This window comes from Microbacterium jepli (genome assembly GCF_047237905.1).
Lineage (GTDB): Bacteria > Actinomycetota > Actinomycetes > Actinomycetales > Microbacteriaceae > Microbacterium.
This window is the reverse complement of the sequence record NZ_JBDFLW010000005.1, coordinates 225804-250746: the sequence shown is the minus strand read 5'-3', so window position 1 is coordinate 250746 and position 24943 is coordinate 225804. Positions and strand designations below refer to the sequence as shown.

Sequence of the window (24943 nt, the reverse complement as noted above, 5' to 3'; positions counted from 1 at the left end):
GGCTCAGGCCTCGGCTTCCTCGGGACGCTCGGCCGCATCCACGGCGGCGGTGTCGGCGACGTAGCCCTCGACGTGACGCTCGTCGGGGCCGTTGTAGGCGGACAGCGGGCGGATGAGCGCGTTGGCGGCCGCCTGCTCCATGATGTGCGCGGTCCAGCCCGTCACCCGTGCCGCGACGAACAGCGGCGTGAACGTCAGGGTGTCGAAGCCCATGAGGTGGTACGCGGGACCGGACGGGTAGTCGAGGTTCGGGTAGATGCCCTTGCGTCCGACGAAGTCGGCCTCGAGCGTGTCGTAGAGGGCTGCGAGATCGTCGGCGCCCTCATGCGCGACGAGCGTGTCGAGCGCCGCCTTCATCGTCGGCACGCGCGAGTCGCCGCGCTTGTAGACGCGGTGACCGAAGCCCATGACCTTCCGCTTCGACGCGAGCGCCTCATCCAGCCACGGCCCCACGTTCTCGGCCGTGCCGATGTCGTCGAAGATGTGCATGACGGCCTCGTTCGCCCCGCCGTGCAGGGCGCCCTTCAGGGCGCCCACCGCACCGACGACGGCGGAGTAGAGGTCGGACATCGTGCTGGTGATCACGCGCGCGGTGAAGGTCGAGGCGTTGAAGGAGTGCTCGGCGTACAGGATCATCGACACGTCGAAAGCCCGGCGCACGACCTCGTCGGGCAGCTCGCCGAAGGTCATCCAGAGGAAGTTCGCGGAGTAGTCCAGGTCGTCGCGGGGTGCGATCAGCTCCTGCCCCCGGCGGCGGCGCTGGTCGTACGCGACGACGGCGGGCAGCACGGCGAGCAGACGGATGCTCTTGCGCAGATCGGCCTCGGGCGAGGCATCCGCGGTCTCCTCGTCGGCCGCACCGATGGCGGACACGGCGGTGCGCACGACGTCCATCGGGTGGGCGGAGAGCGGCAGCAGGTCGATCGTCTGCTTGACGTCCTCAGGCAGCGCCCGCTGCGAGCGCTCGGTGCGCCGCAGCTCGGCGAGCTGCTCGTCGTCGGGCAGCTCGCCGTGCCACAGCAGGTACGCCACCGCCTCGAACGACTGCGTCGCGGCCAGCTCCTGCACCGGATACCCGCGATACAGCAGCGAGTTGGTGTCGGGATTGACCTTCGAGATCGCGGTGTAGTCGACCGTGACCCCCGCGAGGCCCTTCTTAATGTCGATGTCGCTCATGTCAGTCCTTCGTGATGGTGAAGTTGAAGACGCTGGTGTCGAAGTGGTTGTAGCCCTCGTAGTCGATGAGGTCGTACAGGTCGGCGCGGTGCTGCATCTCGTCCAGTCTGCCGGTGAGGTGACCTTCGGACTCGAGCGTGTCCAGAGCCCGTCCTGCGGCGCCCATCGCCATCCGCAGCAGCGACACCGGCCAGATGACGATGTTGACGCCGACGTCGGCCAGCTGCTGCGCGGGGAACAGCTCGGACTTCCCGAACTCCGTCATGTTCGCGAGGATCGGCACGTCGACGGCGGCGCGCATGGCGGCGAACTCCTCGAGCGTGCGCATCGCCTCGGGGAAGATCGCGTCGGCGCCGGCGTCCACCAGCGCGCGAGCGCGGTCGAGCGCGGCATCCATCCCCTCGACGGCGCGGATGTCGGTGCGCGCCATCACCAGGAAGTTCGCGTCGCGGCGGGCGTCGACGGCGGCGCGGATGCGCTTGACGGCCGTGTCGTCGTCGACGACCGCCTTTCCGTCGAGATGCCCGCACCGCTTCGGGTTCACCTGATCCTCGATGTGCATGCCCGCCAGGCCCGCGTCCTCGAGCGTCTGCACGGTGCGCGCGACGTTCATGGGCTCGCCGAAGCCGGTGTCGGCGTCGATGATGGCCGGCAGCTCCGTCATGCGGGCGATCTGCTGACCACGCCCGGCGACCTCGGTGAGCGTCGTCAGCCCGATGTCGGGCAGGCCGAGGTCGGCCGAGAGGACGGCTCCCGAGATGTAGACGCCCTCGAACCCCTTGCGCTCGATCAACCGCGCGCTGAGCGGATTGAACGCGCCGGGGAATCGCAGGAGCTCCCCGGTCGCGAGGCGCTCGCGGAACAGGCGGCGCTTCTCCGCCGCCGGCGTGCTGGCGTACAGCATCAGAAGAGGCCCTTCGGTGCCGGGGCCCCGGCCAGCACGCCGCGCTTGGCCACGATGCTCAGCTGACGCACCTCGTCGACGGTGAGCTCGGGAAGGCGCTGGGCGAGGTCGAGGAAGCGCTCGATCTCGGCGGGCTCGAGGACGGGCTCGGCGAGCAGGCGGAACTTGCGGATGTAGTCCTCGCGTCCGAACGGACGGGCGCCCAGCGGGTGGGCGTCGGCGACGGCGATCTCGTCCGTCAGCTCGCTGCCGTCGGTGAAGCGGATGACGACGCGGCCGCCGAACGCCTTCTCGTTCGGGTCCTCCGAGTGATAGCGGCGCGTCCACTCCGGGTCCTCCGCGGTGGTGACCCTGTGCCACAGCGCGACGGTGTCGGGTCGCGCGGCGCGCTCGGGGGCGTAGGAGTCGACGTGGTGCCACCCGCCGTCCTGCAGGGCGACGGCGAAGATGTACGGGATCGAGTGGTCGAGCGTCTCGCGCGAGGCGGTCGGGTCGTACTTCTGCGGGTCGTTCGCGCCCGAGCCGATCACGTAGTGCGTGTGGTGCGACGTGTGCAGCACGATCGACTCGACGTTCGCGGGATCGGCCGCGTCGGGCCGCTCGGCGTGCAGCTTGCGAGCGAGATCGATCCACGCCTGCGCCTGGTACTCGGCGGAGTGCTCCTTCGTGTACGAGTCGAGGATGCCGCGCTTGGACTCCCCCGGGCCGGGCAGCGGCACCTCGTACGAGGCGTCGGGTCCGTCCAGCATCCAGGCGATCACGCCGTCCTCGCCCTCGTAGATCGGCGAGGGGCTCGTCTCGCCGCGCATCGCCCGGTCGACCGCCTCGACGGCCATCTTGCCCGCGAAGGCCGGCGCATGCGCCTTCCACGTCGAGATCTCGCCCTTGCGCGACTGACGCGTGGCGGTCGTCGTGTGCAGCGCCTGCCCGACGGCCTGGTAGATCGTCTCGGCGGGGAGTCCCAGCAGCGTGCCGATGCCGGCGGCGGCCGAGGGGCCGAGGTGCGCGACGTGGTCGATCTTGTGACGGTGCAGCGAGATCGCGCGCACGAGGTCGATCTGGATCTCGTACCCGGTCGCGAGCCCGCGCAGCAGTGCCCGCCCGTCGCTGCCGACGTGCTGGGCGACGGCGAGGATCGGCGGGATGTTGTCTCCGGGGTGGGAGTACTCCGCCGCCAGGAACGTGTCGTGGTAGTCGAGCTCCCGCACGGCGACGCCGTTGGCCCAGGCCGCCCACTCGGGACTCGTGCGGCGCTCGAGGGTGCAGCCGAAGACCGTGGCCCCCGCACCGCTGATCGACACGGCGTGATCGAGGGCCTGCTGGCGCGCCGCGCTGACGGGCGCACGCGTGAGGGATGCCGCAGCCACGGCCGCGTTGTCGATGACGCGGTTGACGATCATGTCCGCGACGTCGTCGTCGACCTCGACCGGATCGGTGGCGATCTCGGCGAGACGCCAGGCGAGCTGTCCCTCACGGGCGAGCTCCTCGTCGCTGCGGTGGACGCGGAGGTGGTGGGTGACGGTCATGATGTCCTTCCGGAGGGGATGAGGGGGCGCGGCGCATCCTCGAGGGAGAGCAGTGCGCTCTCGAGCGCGTTGTGCAGGTGAACGGCGGTGGCGGATGCCGCGAGGTCGGCGTCCGCGTCGGCGATGGCGGCCGCGATGAGCCGATGCTCGGCCGCGGACGCGGCCAGGCGGGCGGGCTTGTCGCGCGCGAGACGGCGCACGCGCACGAGGTGGGTGCGGACGGTGCGGAGGGCCGCGGACAGGCGCGCGTTGTCGGCCGCCGCGTCGACAGCCCGGTCGAAGCGCGCGATGAGCGCGTAGTAGGCGTCGAGCGCGGCGTCGTCGAGGCCGGCGGCGCGGAACTCCTCCGCGAGCGCGGCGAAGACCGCCGGGTCTCCTCGGCGCGCGGCGGCCCGCGCGGCCGTGGTCTCGAGCGCGGTCCGCACTTCGAAGAGGTCGCGGATGTCGGCCGCCGCGATGCCGGCGACCACGGTCACGCGCGGCGACTGCTGCACCACCAGCCCGTCGGCGGCCAGGCGGCTCAGCGCCTCGCGGAGCGGCGTGCGGCTGACACCGAGGCGGGTCGACTGCCCGACCTCGCTCAGCACTGCCCCCGCCGCCAGCTGTCCGCTCTGTATCTCGTCGAGGAGGCGCTCGTACGCCCGATCGCTGGCGCGCATGCATCCCCCTTCGCCGGAACAGGCCCAGTGTATACAAAGTCGGGCCGGATGGGAGGCGCGGGGCGGGATCAGCGCCTGAGCGCATACAGAGGCGCGCGGTGGGGTTCAGTGCACGTGGCTGACGACAGGGTCGAGGAGTGGGAGGCGACGCGCGAGGCCTGAGGCCGGTCAGCTCGTGGAGGTGCTCGCCAGCGCCTCGGCGCGACGGTGGAAGGTGCGCGTGGTCACGCGGTCGAGCGCGACCTGCGTGCGCAGCGCCTCCGCCTTCTCGTAGAGCGACGGTCCGCCGAAGCTCGTCAGCACCTTCACCAGGACGGGCAGCAGCTCGATCATGAAGAAGAGCGCGGCGATCAGCCAGTGGGCCCATAGGAGCGTCGGCTCCTTCTGCGACAGGCGCTCGAGCGCACCGATCTGGCTCAGCAGACCGACCGCCCCCGCGTTGCCCGAGGCGATGGCCGCGGCCCGCTCGTTGTAGGCGGCCAGTGCCCCGTCGTACTGCGCGCGGGCGGCGGGGAGCTGATCCTCGGCCTGCTGCTTGTTCTGCTCGCCCGAGGCGGCGGCGGCACCCGTGCTCGCGGCCGAGGCCGCCGTCAGCGCGGACTGCGCCTGCGTCAGCTGTGCGGACAGCGCGTCGTAGGCGGACTGCGCCTGGGTCAGCTGCGCCTGGGCGGCGTCGGAGCTCGTGCCCTCGCCCGCGACACCGGTGCAACCGGTGACGGTGCCGGCACCCGCGCCGGTCAGCTCGCACTGATAGACCAGACGCGCCTGGTCGATGACGCCCTGCTGGGCGGTCAGCTGCGCGGTGAGCTGGTCGACCGACTGCTGGGCGGCGACGACCTCGGCGGAGGTCGACGACGTGCCCTCGACGATGCCGGTCGCCGCCTGGTTCTCGAGCGCCGAGACCTGGGCGCTCGCGGCATCCAGAGCCTGCTTCTCCGGCCCGTCGGTGACCGCGTTCTGATCTGTCTGGGCCTGCACGACGTTGGTGGAGTTGACCTCGCGGGCGATGTCGTTCGCGAACACCTGCAGCACGAGCGGCTCGGCGACCACGATGCCGATCAGAGCCGCCATGATCACGCGGGGAAGGGCGAGCCCGATGAGCCGGCCCACGTTGCGCGTCGAGCGCATCGTCGAGGTGAGGAAGCGGTCGAGGTTGAAGATGAGGAGCGCCCAGACGACGGCGAGCGGGATGGCGAGCCACACCGAGATGCGCACGCCGGTGACGAGCGCGAAGACCATCGACAGCGCCGAGACGAGCGCGGTGCCCAGCAGCACGAAGAACATCTGCACGAAGCGCGAGGTCTCCTCCGGCACGTCCTCGAGCACATCGGCGTCGGCGCCGCCCAGCACGGCGATGCGGCGTCCGAGCGGAAGGCGCCGGCGCGGCGGCGACACCCGGCGCTGACGAGGCGGACGCGGAGCGCGCGGCGCCCGGGGCTCGCGCGGCGCCCGCTCCTGACGCGTCGGCGCCGGCGCCTCGGCGGTCTCTGCGAACGGCTCCGGATGCTGCGCCGCGTCCTGCTCGTCAGCGACACCCGGAGCGCCCCACGCGTGGGTGGACTGGTCGTCGTCGGCGTCGGCGCGCAGGTCGCTCAGATACTGAGGCTCGGCGTCGTCGAACTCGTCGGGCGCATCGAGGTCGATGCGACCGTCGGAGCCGAAGCGGCCGGGCCGGTGAGCGGAGAAGGACATCGGAAGAGAGTACGACCCCTCTCCTGTGGATCAGGTGGACGTCGGCGCGTCGTCCCATGCGCGGAGGGCCGCCGGAACCGCGGCCAGGTCCCGTGCTGCGGCATCGGCGTCGGTGCGCGCGGAGGTGAGCGCGGAGATGACGAGCGCACCGCAGACGCGCGCGAGGTCGTCGGCTGAGACGTCGCCGAGATCGGGGCGGCGCGCGCCCACGCCGGCGCGGATGGCGGCCCGGAGCTCGCCGACGTACTGCACCACGAGATCGTTCAGGGCGCCGTCCTCCACGGCGACGGCGGTCGAGGCGACGTTGAGCAGCAGACACCCGGCTCGCGCCCTGATGGACGCGCCCGCGAACCCCGCGGCGAGCTCGGCGACATAGCGTTCGAGCGCGTCGGGCGCCGGCTGCGGATCGCGGAGCCCCGCCCACTCGGCTCTCGCATCGGTCAGGTACGCCTGTACGACGGCCTCGAACAGCCCGCGCTTGGCCGTGAACGCGTGGTAGAGGCTCGACCGGCGGAGGCCCGTCGCCTCCTCGAGGTCGGTGATGCCGGTGGCGGCGTAGCCGCGCTCCCAGAACACGTCGCGTGCCGCACGCACGACCGCGTCGCGGTCGAAGGTGGCTGTGCGCCCCACGGCTGCTCCTTCCAGGGACGAGCGCTATATTGGACTGATCATTACAGTATCAACCCGGAGGCTTCCATGCGCGCTCTCACCCATTCCGAATTCGGCGACCCGGCGGCCGTCCTCTCCGTCGAGCATGTGGCGCTGCCCGAGCCGGGCGCCGGCGAGGTGCGCGTGCGCCTCCTCCTCTCGCCGATCCACAACCACGACCTGTGGACGATCCGCGGCACCTACGGCTTCAAGCCCGAGCTGCCCTCCCGCGCCGGCACGGAGGCTGTGGGCGTGGTGGATGCGCTCGGAGACGGTGTGCAGAACCTCTCGGTCGGCCAGCGCGTGGCCACCGGCGGCACCTTCGGCGTGTGGGCGGAGTACTTCATCGTGAAGGCGGCCGCCCTCATCCCCGTCGCCGACGACCTCTCCGACGAGGTGGCCTCGCAGCTCGTGGCGATGCCGTTCAGCGCGATCAGCCTGCTCGACTCCCTCGACCTCGAGCCGGGCTCGTGGATCGTCCAGAACGCCGCGAACGGCGCCGTCGGGCGCATGGTCGCGCAGATCGGCCGCGCCCGCGGCGTGAACGTCGTCGGGCTCGTCCGTCGCTCCGGTGCGGTGGCGGATCTCGCAGGTCAGGGCATCGACCGCGTCGTCGCCGTCGACACCGACGACTGGCGCGACCGCGTGGCGGAGATCATCGGCAGCGCGACCATCGTCGCCGGCGTGGACTCGGTGGGGGGCGCCTCGAGCGGACACGTCCTCTCGCTGCTCGGCGAGGGCGGCACGCTCGTCGTCTTCGGTGCGATGGACTCCCCCACGATGGAGCTGTCGTCGGGTGACATCATCTTCACGCAGGCATCGGTGAAGGGCTTCTGGGGCAGCAAGGTCTCGACGAGCATGGATGCCGCGACCCGCGGCCGTCTCTTCGGAGAGCTCGGCGAGCACCTCTCCTCCGGTGTGCTGACGCTGCCCGTCGCCGCGACCTACGGACTGGACGAGGCCGCCGCCGCGGTGACCGCCAACGGCGACGCACGGGTGGGCAAGGTGCTCCTGCGCCCGTGATGCGGACGCCGGCCGGGACGCGACCCAGGTCCCGGTCGGCGGCGCGCGGCGGGGAGTAGCCTCTCGAAGAACCGCACTCCTCGCCCGCTCACCCCTGGGGGACCGTTGACCCGTTCCGATGCCGACCTGCAGGCCATGGCCCGCGACCACCTCTGGATGCACTTCTCGCGCCAGTCCGTGATGACGGAGGGCGGCGGCGTCCCGATCATCGTCAAGGGCAAGGGTCACCACATCTGGGACTCGCACGGCAAGCGCTACATCGACGGCCTCGCCGGCTTGTTCGTCGTCAACGCCGGCCATGGCCGCTCGCGCATCGCGCAGGCCGCCGCCGCCCAGGCCGAGGAGCTCGCGTTCTTCCCGCTGTGGTCGTACGCGCATCCGACCGGCATCGAGGCCGCCGACCGCATCGCGAACCTCGCCCCCGGCGACCTCAACCATGTCTTCTTCTCGACCGGCGGCGGCGAGGCCGTCGAGACCGCCTTCAAGCTCGCCAAGCAGTTCTGGAAGCTGCAGGGCAAGCCGACCAAGCACAAGGTCATCTCTCGGGCCATCGCCTACCACGGCACCACGCAGGGCGCCCTGGCCATCACCGGACTGCCCGTCATGAAGCACATGTTCGAGCCGGTCACCCCCGGCGGCTTCCGCGTGCCCAACACGAACTACTACCGCGCCGCGGAGTCGGGCTTCGGCGGCGGCACCCCCGAGGAGTTCGGGCTGTGGGCCGCCGACCGCATCGAGCAGATGATCGAGTTCGAGGGGCCCGAGACGGTCGCCGCGGTCTTCCTCGAGCCGGTGCAGAACGCCGGCGGATGCTTCCCCGCACCCGCCGGGTACTTCCAGCGCGTGCGCGAGATCTGCGACCGCCACGACGTGTTGCTCGTCTCGGACGAGGTCATCTGCGCCTTCGGCCGCCTCGGACACTACTTCGGCGCGCAGGCGTACGACTACCAGCCCGACATGATCACCTTCGCCAAGGCGGTCACGAGCGGCTACGCGCCGCTGGGCGGCACCATCGTCAGCGACCGCGTCTACGAGCCGTTCGCCCACGGCGACCTGTCGTTCCCGCACGGCTACACCTTCGGTGGGCACCCGGTCTCGGCGGCGGTCGCCCTGGAGAACCTCGACGTCTTCGAGGAGGAGAACCTGCTCGAGCGCGTGCGCACGAACTCGCCGATCTTCCGCGCGACGCTCGAGAAGCTGCTCGACCTGCCGATCGTCGGCGACGTGCGCGGCGACGGCTACTTCTTCGGCATCGAGCTTGTGAAGGACAAGACGACGAAGGAGACCTTCGACGACGACGAGTCCGAGCGACTGCTGCGGGGCTTTCTGTCGAAGGCGCTCTTCGATGCCGGCCTCTACTGCCGCGCCGACGACCGCGGCGACCCGGTCATCCAGCTCGCCCCGCCGCTCACCGTCGGGCCCGCGGAGTTCGACGAGATCGAGCAGATTCTGCGCTCCGTGCTCACCGAGGCCTGGTCGCGTCTCTGACGGCGGGATGCTGCTGCGTGCGGTGACGCGCACGGACATCTCGACGCTATCCCTGTGAAACACCTGGGTCCTATGCTGACCCACACCCGATGATGCGGACGGCCCCGTGCGGGCCCTCGCCCTCCCACACCGGACACACCCAGGCGGTGTCGTCCCCACACCTCCAGGAGTGACCACGAACGAGTCGCGCGCCGCCGCTGCGGCCCCGAAGGCCCGCACCGCCAACCTCGCCCGGACCCTCGGCCTCTGGTCGATCGTCGGCCTGGGCCTCGGCTACATGACGCCCACCGTCGTCTTCGACACCTTCGGCAACGTCGCCGTCGAGACGAACAACGCCGTGCCCGCCGCCTACGCGGTGGCGCTCATCGTCATCGGGTTCACCGCCATCAGCTACGGCAAGATGGTGCGTGTCATCCCGAGCGCCGGCTCCGCGTACACCTACGTGCGCGAGTCGATGCACCCCGGTCTCGGCTTCCTGGTCGGCTGGACATCGCTCATCGACTACCTGCTCCTGCCGATGGTCAACGCGCTGATCCTGCGCAGCTACATGGTGGCGCTGTTCCCCGACGTGCCGGCGTGGATCTGGGTCGTCGTCTTCACCGCGGCGGTCACCGGGATCATCTACGTGACGATGCGGGGCACGTCCAACGCCAACATGATCCTGCTGGTGTTCTCGATCGCCGTCATGGCCGTCTTCGTCGTGATGGTCGTCATCCAGCTCATCCAGGGCGCGGGCAGCGGCACCGTGGCATCCGTCGAGCCCTTCTTCCACCCCGACGTCGAATTCGGCGCCGTGCTGGCGGGTGCGACCATCGTGTGCTTCTCGTTCATCGGCTTCGACGCGGTCACGATGTACGCCGAGGAGGCGAAGTCGCCCAAGACGATGCCGCGGGCGATCCTGCTGACGGTGCTCGTGGGCGGCGCGATCTTCCTCGTCGCCGGCTACTTCACGCAGCTGCGCTTCCCGTCGTACGACGCGTTCCCGCCCGAGGCGATCGCCGACTCGACGCTGCCCGAGATCGGCTCGCAGGTCGGCGGCATCTGGCTGCAGTCCGTGCTGACGGCGGCCGGCTTCGCCGCCACGCTGGCCTCCTGGCTCGCCTCGCACGCCTCCGTGGCGCGCATGCTGCTGGTGATGGGCCGCAACGGCGTGCTGCCGAAGAAGCTCTTCGGCTACATCAGCCCCCGCACCCACACGCCCGCATTCACCGTCGTGCTCGTCGGACTCGTGAGCCTGACGGCGATCGCGTTCACGCTCGAGCAGATCGTCGACTACATCAACTACGGCGCGCTCATCGCCTTCACCTTCGTCAACATCTCGGTGATCGCGTACTTCGCGATCCGCCGGAACCGGCGTCATACGCCGCGCGACATCCTCGCCTACATCGTGATGCCGGCGATCGGCATGGTGCTGACGGGCCTGCTGTGGGTGAACCTCGACAGCCACGCACTGGTGGTCGGCCTCATCTGGACGGGCCTGGGCGTGCTGTACCTGCTGGTGCTGACGCGGGGCTTCCGTCGCCCGGTCGCGTCGTTCGACGAGAACCAGCCGGTCACCGGCTTCAACAAGATCGTCGAGCCGGGCCCCCGCTCGCAGATCTGAGGGCGGCCGTCCGCGGCACGACGGCTCCGGCGCGGCGACTACCGTGGAAGGGTGAGTGTCGACCGATACATCGTGGCCACCGACGGCGCCTGCAAGGGCAACCCCGGCCCCGCCGGCTGGGCGTGGGTGGGCGAGGACGGCGAGTGGGCCGCGGGCTCGCTGCCGCTCGGCACCAACAACATCGGCGAGCTGCTCGGGCTGCTCCACGCCATCGAGGACCACCGCGACGTGGCCGACCTCGTCGTGCAGGCCGACTCGAAGTACGCGATCGACACCTACTCCACGTGGATGGACGGCCACCGGCGCCGCGGATGGAAGACGTCGACCGGCGCGCCGACGAAGAACCGCGACATCCTCGAGAAGCTCATCATCGCCCGCGACGACCGCCGCGAGCGAGGACTGCCCGACGTGACGCTCGAGCACGTGCGCGGCCATTCCGGCCATGTGCTGAACGCATGGGCCGACGAGCGCGCCGTGCGGGCGTCCGAGCACGCCGCCGAAGGCGTTGAGAGCGCGTGGTCGTCGCTCGGCACCCATCCGAAGCTGGACGTGTCCGTCGCTCCGAAGAACGGTCGCTGACCGTCTCCTCAGTCGGATGCCGCGGCGAGAAGCCGCAGCAGGGCGTCCACCGCGGGGCGCTGACCGGCCACGAGCCTGTCGCGGGCCGCGGCCACCGGCATCCATTCGGCCCGGTCGACCTCGGGGAAGCTCTGCATCCTGCCCGAGCGCGGTGGCCACTCCAGCTCGAACTCGCCGTAGACGAACGCGGCCGTGTCGATCGCCGACCCGTCCGCGGTGAAGACGGTGACGGTCTTCCGCCCCGACGAGTACGCGAAGGTGCCGAGCTCCGCATAGTCGCCGTCGGGTGCGGGAACGCCGAGCTCCTCCGCGAACTCGCGACGCGCGGCATCCCGGGCGCTCTCCTCGGCCGGATCGAACTCGCCCTTCGGGATCGACCACGCCCCGGCGTCCTTGGCGGCCCAGAACGGCCCGCCCATGTGGGCGACGAGCACCTGCACGCCGCCATCGTCCGACTCCCCGGGAGCCGGACGATGCAGCAGGATGCCGGCGCTCATCGCCTCCATCGGCGTCAGGACATCCGGGTCTTGGGCGACGTGCTGTAGGTCTTCTCGGCGTCGTCCTCGACCACGTCGCCGAGCGCCTCGTCGATCGCGGCGAGGGTGTCGGCGTCCAGCCGCACGCCCGACGCCTTGACGGTGTCGGCGAGCTGCTCGGGGCGCGAGGCGCCCACGAGAGCGGACGCGACGTTCGGGTTCTGCAGCACCCAGGCGATGGCCAGCTGCGGCATGGTGAGTCCCGCCTGCTCGGCGACCGGCTTGAGCTTCTGCACGGCCTCCAGCGTCTTGGTCTCGAGGAACCGCTTGATGAACTCGGCGCCGCTCTTCTCGTCGGTCGCGCGCGAGCCCTCGGGCACCGGCTGACCGGGCAGGTACTTGCCGCTCAGCACGCCCTGCGCCATCGGCGACCAGACGATCTGCGAGATGCCGAGCTCCTGGCTGGCCGGCACGACCTTGCCCTCGATGACGCGCCACAGCATCGAGTACTGCGGCTGGTTCGAGATGAGCTGGATGCCGAGGTCCTTCGCGAGCGCATGGCCCTCGCGCAGCTGCTCGGCCGTCCACTCCGACACCCCGATGTAGAGCACCTTGCCCTGACGGACGAGGTCGGCGAAGGCCTGGAAGGTCTCCGCCAGGGGCGTCTCGTAGTCGAACCGGTGCGCCTGGTAGAGGTCGACGTAGTCGGTGCCCAGACGCTGCAGCGAGCCGTTGATCGACTCCGTGATGTGCTTGCGGCTCAGGCCGGTGTCGTTGGCGCCGCCGGGGCCGGTCGGGAAGTAGACCTTCGTGAAGATCTCCAGCGACTCGCGGCGCTGGCCCTGCAGCGCCTTCCCGAGGATGACCTCGGCTGCGGTGTTCGCGTACGCGTCGGCGGTGTCGAAGGTGGTGATGCCCGCGTCGAGTGCGGCGTGCACGGTCTTGACGGCCGCGTCGTCCTCGACCTGCGAGGCGTGCGTCACCCAGTTGCCGTAGGTGATCTCCGAGACTTTGAAGCCGCTGTTCCCGAGGTACCGGTATTCGACCATGGGTGTTCTCCTTCTTCGATTCGTGGGGGTGGGGTATGGCGATGATTCGCGGAGCGCGTCAGGGCACGTCGTGTCCGGCGGCGCGGAACAGCTCGTACCACTCGGCGCGGGTGAGAGGCAGGTCGGAGCCGAGGGCTGCGTCGGCGACCCGCGTCCGGTTCGTCGACCCGAGGACGACCTGCATGCCGGCGGGATGGCGGGTGATCCACGCGGTCGCGACCGCGATGGCCGGCACGTCGTACTGGGCGGCGAGCCGATCGATGACGGCGTTCAGCTCGGGGTGGGCGGCGGAGCCGAGGAAGGGGCCGTTCGCGCCCTGCAGCGGAGACCAGGCCTGGACGGTGATGTCGTGCAGACGGCAGTAGTCCAGCACACCGCCGCCGTCGACGGTGGTCGACTGGTCCGTCCCGGGCATGTTCGACGCGACACCCTGGGCGATTATGGCCGCATGCGGGATCGACAGCTGGAGCTGGTTCGCGACGAGCGGCTGGCGCACGGAGCGGGCGAGGAGGTCGATCTGGCGGGGCGTGTGGTTCGAGACGCCGAAGGCGCGCACCTTCCCGGCCGACTCGAGCTCGTCGAAGGCGCGCGCGACCTCATCGGGTTCGACGAGCGCATCAGGACGATGCAGCAGGAGCACGTCGATGTAGTCGGTCCGCAGCGCCGCCAGTGAGCCCTCCACCTGCCGCAGAAGGTGCTCGGCGGAGAAGTCGAAGTACGGGCCGTCCTTGACGATGCCGGCCTTCGTCTGAAGCGTGATCGCCGAGCGCTCGGACGACGACAGGGCGAGGGCCTCGCCGAAGCGCCGCTCGCACTGGTGGAAGGAGTCGGACCCGTAGATGTCGGCGTGATCGAAGAAGTCGATCCCGCTGTCGCGGGCGGTCGCGACGAGGTCTCGGATCTCGCCGTCGCTCATCTCGCCGATGCGCATCACGCCGAGGACGATGTTGGGGACGTCGAGACCGGTCGTGCCGAGGGGGACGGTGCGCACGCGGAAGGCTCCTTCGCATCGGGGAAGATGCCAGCCTAGATCGCCGCTCCCCGAGGAGCTCTCGCCTTGCGGGCCCGAGCGGTGTCGGCTACCGGGTGCTCACGAAGCGGGCGCGACTCCGGCGGCCACGACCTCGTCCTCCTCCGTCGCGACGAGCTGACCGCAGGCGCCGTCGATCTCCTTGCCGCGGGTGTCGCGGAGGGTCGTCGGGATGCCGGCCTCGTTCAGCCGGCGCACGAACTCGTTCTGCACCGGCACCTCGGACGCCGTCCAGATCGAGCCCGGAGTCGGGTTCAGCGGGATCGGGTTCACGTGCACCCACCCCCTGCCGCGGGCGTTGAGCTTCTCGGCGAGGAGGTCGGCGCGCCAGGCGTGGTCGTTCATGTCCTTGATGAGGGCGTACTCGATCGAGACGCGACGGCCGGTGGCGTCGAAGTAGGCGCGGGCCGCATCGAGGGCCTCGTCGACCTTCCAGCGGGAGTTCACCGGGATGAGCTCGTCGCGGAGCTGGTCGTCGGGGGCGTGCAGCGACAGCGCGAACGTGACGGGCACGTCCTCTGCGGCCAGCTTGCGGATCGCCGGCACGAGACCGACCGTCGAGACGGTGATGCCGCGGGCGCTCATGCCCATGCCGTGCTTCTTGTCGGTCATGACCCGCACCGCGTGCATGACGCGCGCGTAGTTGGCCAGCGGCTCGCCCATGCCCATGAAAACGATGTTCGACACCTTCTCCGCGGAGTGGTCGTCGCGCTTCTTGCCGCCCAGCTCGCCGTTGACGATCGCGGCGTTGGCCGCCACGACCTGCGCGACGATCTCGGCCGCCGACATGTTGCGGGTGAGGCCCGCCTGGCCGGTGGCGCAGAACGGACAGTTCATGCCGCAACCGGCCTGCGACGAGACGCACAGCGTGATGCGGCCGGGGTAGCGCATGAGCACCGACTCGACGAGCGCGCCGTCGTGCAGCTTCCACAGGAACTTGATGGTGTCGCCGCGGTCGGTCGCCAGCCGGCGCACCTCGGTGAGGAGCGGGGGCAGGAGCCCGGCGACCAGCTCGTCGCGGGACTCCGCCGGGAGGTCGGTCATGCGGGCGGCGTCGTCGGTGAAGTGCGTGAAGTAGTGCGTCTCGAGCTGGCGCGCGCGGAAGCCGGGGAGTCCGAGCTCCTTCACCTTCGCGACGCGCTCCTCGGGGGTGAGGTCGGCCAGGTGCACCGGGGGCTTGCCGCGCTTGGGACTCGCGAACTGCAGGAGCGGGCGGCCTTCGTCGTCCTTCTTCTGCTTCCAGCCCTCCGTCGCGGGTCGCACCTGGCGGACGGCGCCGAGCCGGGCAGGCGGAACGGTGGGAGAAGTCATGACTCCGAGGGTACCGGCCGCACCTGCGCGGCGGCCGGTAGCGTGTGTCCGTGGACGACGACGCCGCCGAGCTCGCGCGACTGCGGCGCCGCGCCTACGGACCCGACGCCGACATCGCCGCCGATCCGGTCGCGCTCGCGCGACTCGACGAGCTGGAGCAGGCGGCACGCCCCCAGCCCGAGCCGGTACGCGTGCCGGACCCATCGCCGACGGCGGAGGGCGCGGCACCCGCTCCCCTTTCCGACCCCGTGGTCGACGTCGGCGCCGCCGTCGTCCCGGAGCCGTCGTCCCGTCCGCGCGCTCGCTGGCACCTCGCGCTCGTCGCGGGCGTCGGCGTCCTCGCCGTGCTGATGGCCGCGGCGGGGTGGCAGGGTGCCGAGCTCGAGCCCGTCGCCGCGCCGTCGCCGACGGCGAGCGTCGCGGCGCGGTTCGGTGACGCGAGCCCGTTCTCCGGCGACCCGACCGCGCGGGTGCTGCTCGAGATCCCCGTCGACGACTGGTTCGGCGACTACTTCGACCTGCCGTCGGGCGAGACCGCCCCGCCGTTCCCGGTGCCCGAGGCGGTGCGCTGGTCGGCGCCGCTGGGCGACTTCTACGGCGGGCAGCTGTGGCTCGCGCGCAGCAGCAGCGGGCTCCCGTGTCTCGCGGTCGTGCTCGACGATGATGTGCGGGCGGACTGCCGGCCCGCTCAGGACTTCGACCGCGGCGCGCTCGTGGTGACGGTGCCCTACTCCGCGATCCCGGCGGCCGACCGCCCCGCCGGGATGACGCCGACCGAGAGCCTGGGCTTCCAGTGGCTCAGCGACCAGAGCGTGACGATCGTCGCGGGTCGCACGCGCGGTCTGGGTCGCGACTGAGCGGGCTCAACCGGCGCCGCGTCGCCGGCGGCTCCGCGGCAGGTCAGCGACGGATCGCTGCGACGAGCCCGGCGATGTCGGCGGGGGTCGTGCGGCAGCATCCGCCCACCAGGCGTGCGCCCGCCTCGATCCAGGCCGACGCGTCGTGCGGAGAGATATTGCCGGCGCCGTGCCAGGCGCGCGCGTGCGCGTCCCACTGCTCGCCGCTGTTCGGATAGGCGACGAGCGCGACGCCGTCGGGGGCGTCGGCGAGGGCCTCGGCCACCGAGCCCGGCGGGCAGCAGTTGACGCCGACGGCGACGACCTCGTCCACCTCCGCCGCGGCGGCGAGCGCCGCGATGCGGGTCGCGCGCGTGAAGCCGCTGCTCGCCCCCGACAGGGAGATCCACGCGGCCGCACCGGTGCCGGCGAGCTCGGCGGCGACCGCCTCCACCTCGGCGAGCGACGGCAGCGTCTCCACGGCGATGAGGTCCGCACCGGCGTCGGCCAGCACCTGCAGGCGACGGCGGTGCCAGAGACGCAGGGCCGCGGCATCCACGTCGTACACCCCGGTGTACTCGCTGCCGTCGGCGCGGACCGCTCCGTACGGACCGATCGAGGCGGCGACGAGGACGTCGCGCCCCGCGTCGTCGGCGGCCTCCCTCGCCAGGCGGACGGACGCGCGGAGCAGCTCGTCGACCTCCGCGGCGCTGAGCCCCTCGGCGGCGAGCGCGTCGTAGCCCACCTGATAGGACGACGTGATGAGCACGTCGGCACCGGCCGTGACGAACTCCGCGTGCGCGACCCTGACCTCGTCGGGGTCGTCGCGCAGCAGACGCGCCGACCACAGCGACGACGACAGGTCGTGCCCGCGCGCCTCCAGCAGCGTGCCGAGTCCGCCGTCGAGCACGAGAGGACGTTCGCCGAGGAGGTCGACGATCGAGGGCACGCTCACCCGGTCAGGGTACTCAGTCCAGGAAGATGTCGGGGTACAGGCGGTCATCGGGCGTCCCGGGCACCGCGGCGTACCGTGAGAAGTCGGTCGCGCCGGCGGCCTCCAGCACGTCCTCGACGACGAGCGTCTGGCCGGTGTACTCGCGGGACGGCTGCAGCATGACCTGGTACGCGGCGTCGGCGTAGACCTCCGGCGTGCGGCTCACCTTCATCAGCTGGTCGCCGCCGAGCACGTTCTGCACCGCAGCGGTGGCGATCGTGGTGCGCGGCCACAGCGTGTTGGCGGCGATGCCGTCACCGGCGAACTCGGCCGCGAGGCCCAGCGTGACCATCGTCATGCCGTACTTGGCCAGCGTGTAGCCGGTGTGGGCTCCCAGCCACTTGGGCGTGATGTTGAGCGGCGGCGAGAGAGACAGGATGTGCGGGTTCGCGCTGTCGCGGAGCGCCGGCACGGCTGCACGCGACAAGAGGAAGGTGCCGCGGACGTTCACGTCCTGCATGAGGTCGTACTTCTTGGCCGCGAGGTCGAGCGATCCCGACAGGTCGATGACCGACGCGTTGTTCACGACGATGTCGATGCCGCCGAACTCGCCCTGGGTCTTCAGCACGGCCTCGGTGATGTCGTCGTCGTTGCGCACGTCGCCCACCAGCGGCAGGGCCTGCCCACCCGCATCCCGGATCTGCTGCGCCGCGGTGTGCACGGTCCCCTCGAGGCGCGGGTGGGGCGTGTCGGTCTTGGCGAGCAGCGCGATGTTGGCGCCGTCGGCCGCGGCTCGCAGCGCGATCGCGAGGCCGATGCCGCGGCTGCCGCCGGACATGAGGATGGTGCGGCCGGCGAGCGGGCCGGCGGACGAGGGGGAGCTCACGGGTTCTCCTTCGGGGCGGAGTGCTTGCGGGATGCTGCGGCGAACGCCGCGACGCGGAGCTTCGACTCGTCGGTGTCGAAGCGGGCGCCGATGGTGGCGGCCTCGTCGGCGAGGTTGTCGGCGAACGGGCGCCCGGCTCCCGAGCGGATGAGCCGCTTGGCCTGGCCGAAGGCCGCCGTCGCGCCGTCGAGCCAGAAGCGCGCGACGGCCTCGGCACGGGCGGCGAGCTCCGCGGCCGGCACCACCTCGGCGACGAGGCCCCAGTCGAGCGCCTCGGCGGCGCCCAGCGTGCGGTCCTGCAGCAGCAGCTGCAGCGCGCGGCGCTGTCCGATCGCCGCGGGCAGGAGCGTGGAGACGCCGAGATCCGGCGTCAGGCCGATGTTGGCGTAGCGGCTGACGAAGCGCGCGGAATCGGAGGCGACGATGTAGTCCGCCGTGAGCATGAGCCCCAGGCCACCGCCGGCCACCGCACCCTGCACGGCGGCGACGACGGGGGTGGAGCACTCGACGAGCGCACGGATGCCCTCGTGGATCACGCCGGCCATCTCGGTGACGGCGGAGCCGCCCGCCCCCGAGGCGCCCATCGCGATGACGTCCCCGCCGGCGCAGAAGGCGGGACCCGCGGCATCCAGGATCACGGCGCCGATCGACGCGTCGGCGGCGACCTCCACCGCGATGTCCCGCCAGCGGGTGCCCATCGCGAAGTCCATCGCGTTGAGCGAGGCCGGACGGTTGAACGTGATGCGCGCGAGCGCGCCCTCGCGGGCGAGGAGGATCGGATCCGCGGTCGAGTCGCTCATCTCGGTGCCATCCGGATCGCGCCGTCGAGCCTGATCGTCTCGCCGTTGAGGTAGCCGTTCTCGACGATCGACATGACCAGCCGGGCGTACTCGTCCGGGCGTCCGAGACGGCCGGGGTACGGCACCTGCTGGCCCAGGGAGTCCTGCGCGGCCTGCGGCAGACCCGCGAGCATCGGCGTCTCCATGATGCCGGGCGCGATGGTCAGCACGCGGATGGCGTGGCGGGCGAGCTCGCGGGCGATCGGCAGTGTCATCGCGTGCACGCCGCCCTTGCTCGCCGAGTACGCCGGCTGGCCGATCTGGCCGTCGAAGGCGGCGACGCTCGCGGTGTTGACGATGACGCCGCGGTCGCCCGAATCGACGTCGGGCTCGGTGCGCGCCATCGCGGCGGCGGCCTGCGAGAGGACGTTGAAGGTGCCGACGAGGTTGATGCGCACGACGCGCTCGAAGTCGGCGAGCACGGCGGGGTTGCCCTCGCGGTCGAGCACCTTCGCCGGCGGGGCGATGCCCGCGCAGTTCACGACGACGCGGAGGGGAGCGGATGCCGCGGCCTGCGCCACGGCGGCCGCCACCTGCTCCGCGTCGGTGACGTCCGCCGGGGCGAATGAGCCGCCGAGCTCGGCGGCCATGTCGGCCCCCGCGGAAGCGGGCAGGTCGATGATGGTGACGGCGGATCCCGCCTCGGCGAGGCGGCGGGCGGTGGCCAGGCCCAGCCCGCTCGCGCCTCCGGTGACCAGGGCGCTGGTGCCGGTGAGTCTCATATGCTCTCCTTCGAACAGGTGCTGCGACGCGGTGCCAGTCTAAGCGGGACTCCGTCTCACCCGAATCCATCGCGTCCCTCCCACGCTACGGGCCGCGCGCGGTCAGGACCAGACGAACCGGAACGTTCCGGCGGCGACCGCCGCGGCGAGTGCCGCGGCGATGACCAGCACCGCACCGGCGACGGCGACGGCATCCCGCGGATGCAGGCGCGACGGCCGCGCCCACGTGCGCGGGATGGGCGAGCCGAAGCCCCGCGCCTCCATCGCGGTGGAGAGCTTCGTGCCGCGACGCACGGCGAAGACCAGCAGCACGAACGCCATCGACAGGAAGCGGCGCACCGCGCCGCGGTCGCCGAGCCCGCGCGCGCGGCGCGCGAGCGCCATCGTGCGCCAGTCCTCGACGAACAGGCCGAGCGTGCGGGTGCCGGCGAGCACGCCGAGCACGAAGCGCGCCGGCAGGTGGGCGACCTGCGCGAGCGCGTCGGCGAGCTCGGTCGGGTCGGTGCGCCCGAACAGGAGGATGGTCGGAAGCGCCAGCGCGATCACCCGCAGCGTCACGGCCACGGCCAGCTCGATCGACGCGTCACTCACCGTGGCGTAGAGGAAGGAGCCGTAGACCCGCCCGCCGGGCTGGGCGTAGAGCAGCATGCTGACACCCGCCACCGGCGCGAACAGGGCGATCGGCGCGATGCGGCGCAGCACCGCGCCGAGGCGCAGCCCCGTGACGGGCAGGCACGCGAGCTGCAGCACGATGGCCACGATCGCCGAGACGACGTCGATGCTGGCGAACAGCGGCACCGACAGCACGAGGGCGATGACGATCTTCGTGACGGGGTTGATGCCGTCGAGCCAGGCGGATGCCGCGGCATCCGCTCGCCTCGTCGGTGCGACCACGCTCATGCCGCCGCCTCCGCGCCGGCCCCGAGCCGGATGCGGTGCCCGCCCAGGTGGCGGACGACGTCCTCGTCGTGCGTGACCGCCACGACGGCGCGGCCCCGCTCGGTCTCGCGCTGCAGCAGGCCGACGAGCTCGGTCCATCCGCGGCGGTCCTGCCCGAAGGTCGGCTCGTCGAGCACGAGGACCGCGGGTGACGCGGCGAGCACCGTCGCGACGGACAGCCGCCGCTTCTGTCCGCCGGACAGCGTGAAGGGGTTCGCGAGCGCGAGATGGTCGAGGCGGAGCCGCTCGAGGAGCTCGTCGACGACGGCATCGATCTCGGGGCGCGACATGCCCAGCGCGCGCGGCCCGACGGCGAGCTCGTCGCGCAGGGTCGCGGCGAGGAACTGGTGCTCCGGCTCCTGGAACACGGTGCCGATGCGCGTGAGCAGCTCGGTCGAGCGCCAGCGCAGCGGACGGCGGCCGCCGCGACCGGCCAGCCGCTCGGCGGCCACGACCTCGCCGGCGACCTCCGGCAGCAGGCCGGCCAGCGTCAGGGCCAGCGTCGACTTGCCCGCGCCGTTGGGCCCAGTGATGACCGTGGCCCCCGCCTCGGGAACGCGGATGTCGAGGCCGGCGGCGACCGGTACGCCCCTGACCCGGCCGACGGCGAGGCCGTCGGCGGCGAGCACCGGCTCGGCCGCGCCGTTCGGAGGCAGGACGGGCAGCTCGACGGCTGCGCCGGGCACCCACACGCCCGCCTCGGCGAGCGCGCGGCCGTGCACGGCGAACACCTCCGCGGGCGATCCGTCGGCGAGCAGGCCGCCGTCGGGGTCGAGCACCACCACGCGCGTCATGAGGTCGACCCAGACCGGTGTGCGGTGCTCGATCAGCACGATCGTCGCGCCGGTCGCCTCGGCGATCCGGCCCACGCTGCGGCGCACCTCCGCCACCCCATCGGGGTCGAGATTCGCCGTCGGCTCGTCGAGCAGCAGGAGCCCCGGGCGCATGGCGAGCACGCCGGCGAGCGCAAGACGCTGCTTCTGACCGCCCGACAGTGCGGCCGTGGCGCGGTCGAGCGGCACGTCGAGACCCACCGCGTCGAGCGCCTCGCGCACCCGCGGGCCGATTTGCTCCGGAGGGACGCCGAGGTTCTCGCAGCCGAAGGCGACGTCGTCGCCCACGCGGGAGAGCACCACCCCCGCCTCCGGATCCTGGAGCACGAGTCCGACCCGTCCGCGCTGCAGCTCCGGCGGCTCCCCGTCGACGAGGATGCGTCCGGTGCGCTCGCCCTCGTCACTGTCGCCGAGGAGACCCGCCATGCCGGTCAGCAGCGTCGACTTGCCGGAGCCCGATGCGCCCAGCAGGAGCACGCGCTCACCCGGCTCGATGCGCAGGTCGACCCCGCTGACGGCCGGCAGCCGACGGCCGGCGTAGCGCCATCCCCAGCCCTCGACGAGGACGCCGGCCGGAGCCGTCATCAGACGTCGCGACGCAGTTCCCGGCCCGCGGCGAAGCGACTGAGCGCACCGGTCGCGGCGAGCGCGCGCACCAGCAGCCAGCCGACGAGCCCGGCCAGGATCGCGCCCGAGACCAGCAGCGAGCCGAGGTAGATGAGGTTGAACTCGAGCGTCTTCAGGATGTTCGGCGAGCTGCCGTAGAAGAACTCGAACACCCAGGCGGCCGCGCCGGCGCCCGCACCGGCCAGCATCGCGACCGGGAGGGTGAAGCGCAGGTACAGGAAAGCGAGGAGGATCAGCTCGGCCCCGAGTCCCTGCACGATGCCGGAGAACAGCGTCGAGACGCCCCACACGTTGCCGATGAGCATCGACACGATGGCGGCGATCACCTCGACGAGGAGCGCCGCTCCGGGCTTGCGGATGACGAGGCCGCCGACGACGCCGCCGAGCAGCCAGATGCCCGCGGCGAGGCCGCCGAGGCCGGGAGTGAGGGCGTCCATGGCGAGGAACCACGCGTAGCCGACGGTGTTCCACCCCCAGAACACGAGGCCCAGCGCGACGCCCAGCACCGCGGCGACGACGATGTCGACGACGCGCCAGTGCAAGCGACCGGATGCTGCGGGGCGACGGCCGGCCGCGGCATCCCTCTCGATGGATGGAGACGTGGAAGCACTCATCTGAACTCCTCCCTGCGCCGGCATGATCCGGATCAGGTTCGACGGTCGAAGCGTGGATCGCTTCCTCTCAGCCCGGCTCACCGGACTCCCGTGGTTGTGCCGTTGAGTATATCCCCGGACGGCGCAGGGTATTCTGCGCGAGTGAGCATCGACGACGCCCCCGTCCGTCGACGCGAGGCTCGCGCGCAGGCCACCGGTCCGATCGCCCTGGCGTGGGTCGACGAGGAGCGCGTGGCGACGGTGACCACGCCCGTCGTCCCGGCCACCACGCCGTTCGTGCCGGTCGCGGCCGACCTGCTGGCACGGGCGCCGCGACGCTCCCCCTGGCGGCCCGGCGTGCTGGTGCCGACGGGGCTGATCCTCGCCCTCATCGCCGTCTATGCCGCGACGACGCTGCTGTGGCCGCTGCACGCGGTCGCGCCGACCGTGACGGCCCTGACCGTCACGCCCGCCGCGGCGCCCGCGACCGCTCCGGCGTGGCCGGCGCAGGGCAGCGCGGCGATCGCCGTGCTCGGCGTGGGCGAGGCGAGCTCCTCGCCCGATGCGGTCGAGATCGCGAGCATCACGAAGGTCGTGACCGCCCTGCTGGTGCTCGACCAGATGCCGCTGGCGGTGGGCGAGTCGGGCCCGGAGTTCCGGTTCACCGGCGCGGACAGCGACGACTACTGGGCGTATCGCCGCAACGGGGAGTCGGCCCTCGACGTGCCGATCGGCGGCACGCTGACGCAGTACCAGCTGCTGGAGGGCATGCTCATCGGCTCGGCCAACAACTACGCCGACCGGCTGGCCTACGACATCTGGCCGTCGGACCGCGTGTACGCCGCGGCGGCCAACGCATGGCTCGCGTCCCACGGGGTGCCGGGCGTCACGATCGTCGACCCGAGCGGCATCGAGGCGGGCAACATCGCCAGCCCCGCCGCGCTCATCACCCTCGCCGAGCGCGCGCTCGCCAACCCGGTCATCGCGGAGATCGTCGCGAAGCAGTCCGTCGAGCTCCCCGGGGCGGGCACGGTGACCAACACCAACGGGCTGCTGGCCGACCAGGGCGTGGTGGGCGTCAAGACGGGAACGCTCGACAGCTGGAACGTCCTGTCGGCCAAGGACGTCGAGATCGGCGACACCTCGGTGCGGCTGTACGCCGCCGTCATGGGCCAGGTCGACGACGAGGCGCGGCTCGGGGCCTCGCGCGCGCTGTACGCGCAGCTCGAGGGCGAGCTGCAGCCGACGACCACCGTCGCGAGCGGCACCGTCGCCGGCACCGTCAGCACGCGGTGGGGCGCCACGGCCGACATCGTGGTGGACGCCGATGCGAACGTCATCCTCTGGAACGGCGGTGTCGCGACCGTCGACCCCACCTACGACCTGGGCGACAGCCGCGACGAGAGCGACGTCGTGGGCGGGCTGACCGCCACCGGGCCGCTGAACGAGGCGGCCGTGAACCTGCGCCTCGACCGCGACATCGACCCGCCGAGCCCCTGGTGGCGCCTGACGCACCCGCTCGACCTCTTCGGCCTCAACGACTGAGCGGCGCCGGCGCGCGGATCGTCACCCGCCGAGCCCGGGCCCGTGCCTCGCGGATCAGACGAACGCGACCGTCTGGTTGAGGCGCGTGCGGGCGTCGAACACCTCGTTGCCGCCGACCGCCCGGGCGCCCGACACACCGCGCCGCAGCACCGTGGCCAGCGCGCTGCGCGCGACGACGGCGACCTGCATGCCCCGCACCTTGCCGAGCTCGGTGATGGCCTCGGCGACGTCCTCGTCGGGCAGCACGACGATGGCCCCGCCGAAGCGCACCCCGGCGGCGCGGGCGACGACGCGGAGCCGGCTCAGGAGCTCGGCGATGGGCGCGCCGGCGATCCCGTCGCCGATGAGCTCGCCACGCTTCAGCCGCACGGGCCCGCCGAAGTCCTCGGAGAGCAGCCCGTAGAGACCGCTCGGCCCGAGCACGATGTGGTCGACCTTGGATTCGGGGTCGCCCGAGCGGCCGCCGGCGGCGACGTCGTGCCACACCGTGTACCCCATGCCGAGGTCGGCGACGATGCGGGCGGTCGCCTCCTCGGCGAGCGCGTCGGCGAGGAGGCGGCGCAGGTGGTGCGGCGCCGAGCGCACGAGCGCGGGGTCGTACGGGTCGTCGAGCGTCACGCCGCGGCCCACCCACTCGCGCACGAGATCGAGGTAGCGCTCGCGCCGCCAGCCGCCGGGCTGCCCGTACGACCGGGCGCGGGGTCGCGTGTCGGCGGGAGGCGTCTGCGCGTGCCAGCCCGACCACTCGGGCGCGGCTGCCTGGCCGAAGCCGTGGCCGCGGTCGTAGGCGGCACGGGCCTCGGGGGTGCCGACGAGGTCCCACGCGCGCTGCACCTGGACGAAGACGGCGGCGTCCCCTCCGGTGTCGGGGTGGCTCTGGCGCAGCCGCAGCCGGTAGGCGCGGCGCAGATCCTCCTCGGAGACGTCGGGCGAGACGGCGAGGACGTCGTAGGCGGACGCGGACAGCGGGCTGTCGAACACGCGCGCTCCCCTCGGTCGGTGCGGCGTTCCACGCTACCCCCGCG

24 protein-coding genes and 1 riboswitch are annotated in these 24943 nt (G+C 72.0%); of the genes, 6 read left to right on the top strand and 18 right to left on the bottom strand.

The features are described from left to right. Nucleotides 1–3: 3 nt before the first annotated feature. The 6 genes from ABC304_RS05490 to ABC304_RS05465 form a co-directional block, all read right to left on the bottom strand. Nucleotides 4–1176: a bifunctional 2-methylcitrate synthase/citrate synthase gene (locus tag ABC304_RS05490; RefSeq protein ID WP_412929426.1), complete on the bottom strand. Its 1173-nt coding sequence runs from the start codon at nt 1174–1176 to the stop codon at nt 4–6. 1 nt (nt 1177) lies between these two features. After that, on the bottom strand, nt 1178–2080 hold the full coding sequence (prpB, locus tag ABC304_RS05485; protein ID WP_412929425.1) for a methylisocitrate lyase: 903 nt from the start codon (nt 2078–2080) through the stop codon (nt 1178–1180). Further along, the gene (locus ABC304_RS05480; RefSeq protein WP_412929424.1) at nt 2080–3606 is read right to left on the bottom strand and encodes an MmgE/PrpD family protein; all 1527 of its coding nucleotides are present in this window, start codon (nt 3604–3606) and stop codon (nt 2080–2082) included. The genes prpB and ABC304_RS05480 overlap by 1 nt, the downstream gene beginning before the upstream one ends. Next, nucleotides 3603–4265, bottom strand: coding sequence for a GntR family transcriptional regulator (locus ABC304_RS05475; protein WP_412929422.1), 663 nt, complete (start codon nt 4263–4265; stop codon nt 3603–3605). Before ABC304_RS05475 ends, ABC304_RS05480 begins: the two co-directional genes overlap by 4 nt. Before the next feature lie 168 nt (nt 4266–4433). Continuing rightward, nucleotides 4434–5957 carry a DUF4407 domain-containing protein gene (locus ABC304_RS05470; protein WP_412929421.1) on the bottom strand — a complete coding sequence of 508 codons (1524 nt, stop codon included), beginning with the start codon at nt 5955–5957 and terminating at the stop codon, nt 4434–4436. A gap of 30 nt (nt 5958–5987) precedes the next feature. Further along, nucleotides 5988–6587 carry a TetR/AcrR family transcriptional regulator gene (locus ABC304_RS05465; protein ID WP_412929420.1) on the bottom strand — a complete coding sequence of 200 codons (600 nt, stop codon included), beginning with the start codon at nt 6585–6587 and terminating at the stop codon, nt 5988–5990. 66 nt (nt 6588–6653) lie between these two features. Between ABC304_RS05465 and ABC304_RS05460 the strand changes: the two genes are divergently transcribed. The 4 genes from ABC304_RS05460 (at nt 6654) to ABC304_RS05445 (ending at nt 11298) form a co-directional block, all read left to right on the top strand. Then, nucleotides 6654–7628: a zinc-binding dehydrogenase gene (locus ABC304_RS05460; protein WP_412929418.1), complete on the top strand. Its 975-nt coding sequence runs from the start codon at nt 6654–6656 to the stop codon at nt 7626–7628. A gap of 105 nt (nt 7629–7733) precedes the next feature. Continuing rightward, the gene (locus tag ABC304_RS05455) at nt 7734–9116 is read left to right on the top strand and encodes an aspartate aminotransferase family protein (protein WP_412929417.1); all 1383 of its coding nucleotides are present in this window, start codon (nt 7734–7736) and stop codon (nt 9114–9116) included. A gap of 169 nt (nt 9117–9285) precedes the next feature. Beyond that, a complete protein-coding gene (locus tag ABC304_RS05450) occupies nt 9286–10719 on the top strand; it encodes an APC family permease (RefSeq protein ID WP_412929416.1) in 1434 nt (477 codons plus the stop codon). Between the two features lie 51 nt (nt 10720–10770). Continuing rightward, entirely contained in the window at nt 10771–11298 is a 528-nt protein-coding gene (locus ABC304_RS05445) for a ribonuclease H family protein (protein WP_412929415.1), read from the top strand. 8 nt (nt 11299–11306) lie between these two features. On the opposite strand, the gene ABC304_RS05440 is transcribed toward ABC304_RS05445, so the two are convergent. From ABC304_RS05440 to rlmN, 4 genes are all read right to left on the bottom strand, one after another. Next, complete coding sequence (locus ABC304_RS05440) at nt 11307–11804, bottom strand: NUDIX hydrolase (protein WP_412929414.1); 498 nt, start codon at nt 11802–11804, stop codon at nt 11307–11309. 5 nt (nt 11805–11809) lie between these two features. After that, a complete protein-coding gene (locus ABC304_RS05435) occupies nt 11810–12823 on the bottom strand; it encodes an aldo/keto reductase family protein (protein WP_412929412.1) in 1014 nt (337 codons plus the stop codon). A 58-nt stretch (nt 12824–12881) separates the two neighbouring features. Further along, nucleotides 12882–13814, bottom strand: a complete 933-nt coding sequence (locus ABC304_RS05430; RefSeq protein ID WP_412929411.1) for an aldo/keto reductase — start codon at nt 13812–13814, stop codon at nt 12882–12884. Between the two features lie 99 nt (nt 13815–13913). Then, nucleotides 13914–15164: a dual-specificity RNA methyltransferase RlmN gene (rlmN, locus tag ABC304_RS05425; protein WP_412929410.1), complete on the bottom strand. Its 1251-nt coding sequence runs from the start codon at nt 15162–15164 to the stop codon at nt 13914–13916. 50 nt (nt 15165–15214) lie between these two features. On the opposite strand from rlmN, the gene ABC304_RS05420 reads away from it, so the two are divergent. Continuing rightward, nucleotides 15215–16021, top strand: coding sequence for a hypothetical protein (locus ABC304_RS05420; RefSeq protein WP_412929409.1), 807 nt, complete (start codon nt 15215–15217; stop codon nt 16019–16021). A gap of 43 nt (nt 16022–16064) precedes the next feature. On the opposite strand, the gene mmuM is transcribed toward ABC304_RS05420, so the two are convergent. The 7 genes from mmuM to ABC304_RS05385 form a co-directional block, all read right to left on the bottom strand. Further along, nucleotides 16065–16955: a homocysteine S-methyltransferase gene (gene mmuM, locus ABC304_RS05415; protein ID WP_412929408.1), complete on the bottom strand. Its 891-nt coding sequence runs from the start codon at nt 16953–16955 to the stop codon at nt 16065–16067. Nucleotides 16956–16968: 13 nt separating this feature from the next. Next, the gene (locus tag ABC304_RS05410) at nt 16969–17820 is read right to left on the bottom strand and encodes an SDR family oxidoreductase (protein ID WP_412929406.1); all 852 of its coding nucleotides are present in this window, start codon (nt 17818–17820) and stop codon (nt 16969–16971) included. Continuing rightward, nucleotides 17817–18620 (bottom strand): enoyl-CoA hydratase/isomerase family protein, encoded by an 804-nt coding sequence (locus ABC304_RS05405; protein WP_412929405.1) that lies wholly within the window; start codon nt 18618–18620, stop codon nt 17817–17819. Before ABC304_RS05405 ends, ABC304_RS05410 begins: the two co-directional genes overlap by 4 nt. Beyond that, entirely contained in the window at nt 18617–19381 is a 765-nt protein-coding gene (locus ABC304_RS05400; protein WP_412929403.1) for an SDR family NAD(P)-dependent oxidoreductase, read from the bottom strand. The genes ABC304_RS05405 and ABC304_RS05400 overlap by 4 nt, the downstream gene beginning before the upstream one ends. Nucleotides 19382–19483: 102 nt before the next feature. Continuing rightward, nucleotides 19484–20281, bottom strand: a complete 798-nt coding sequence (locus ABC304_RS05395) for an energy-coupling factor transporter transmembrane component T family protein (RefSeq protein ID WP_412929402.1) — start codon at nt 20279–20281, stop codon at nt 19484–19486. Further along, a complete protein-coding gene (locus tag ABC304_RS05390; RefSeq protein WP_412929400.1) occupies nt 20278–21738 on the bottom strand; it encodes an ABC transporter ATP-binding protein in 1461 nt (486 codons plus the stop codon). Before ABC304_RS05390 ends, ABC304_RS05395 begins: the two co-directional genes overlap by 4 nt. Further along, nucleotides 21738–22394 carry an ECF transporter S component gene (locus tag ABC304_RS05385; protein ID WP_412929398.1) on the bottom strand — a complete coding sequence of 219 codons (657 nt, stop codon included), beginning with the start codon at nt 22392–22394 and terminating at the stop codon, nt 21738–21740. The genes ABC304_RS05390 and ABC304_RS05385 overlap by 1 nt, the downstream gene beginning before the upstream one ends. After that, nucleotides 22385–22496: riboswitch (TPP riboswitch) on the bottom strand. (Overlaps the previous gene by 10 nt.) 39 nt (nt 22497–22535) lie before the next feature. Between ABC304_RS05385 and ABC304_RS05380 the strand changes: the two genes are divergently transcribed. After that, complete coding sequence (locus tag ABC304_RS05380; protein WP_412929397.1) at nt 22536–23918, top strand: D-alanyl-D-alanine carboxypeptidase family protein; 1383 nt, start codon at nt 22536–22538, stop codon at nt 23916–23918. Between the two features lie 54 nt (nt 23919–23972). On the opposite strand, the gene ABC304_RS05375 is transcribed toward ABC304_RS05380, so the two are convergent. Next, the gene (locus tag ABC304_RS05375; protein ID WP_412929396.1) at nt 23973–24899 is read right to left on the bottom strand and encodes a J domain-containing protein; all 927 of its coding nucleotides are present in this window, start codon (nt 24897–24899) and stop codon (nt 23973–23975) included. Nucleotides 24900–24943: the final 44 nt, after the last annotated feature.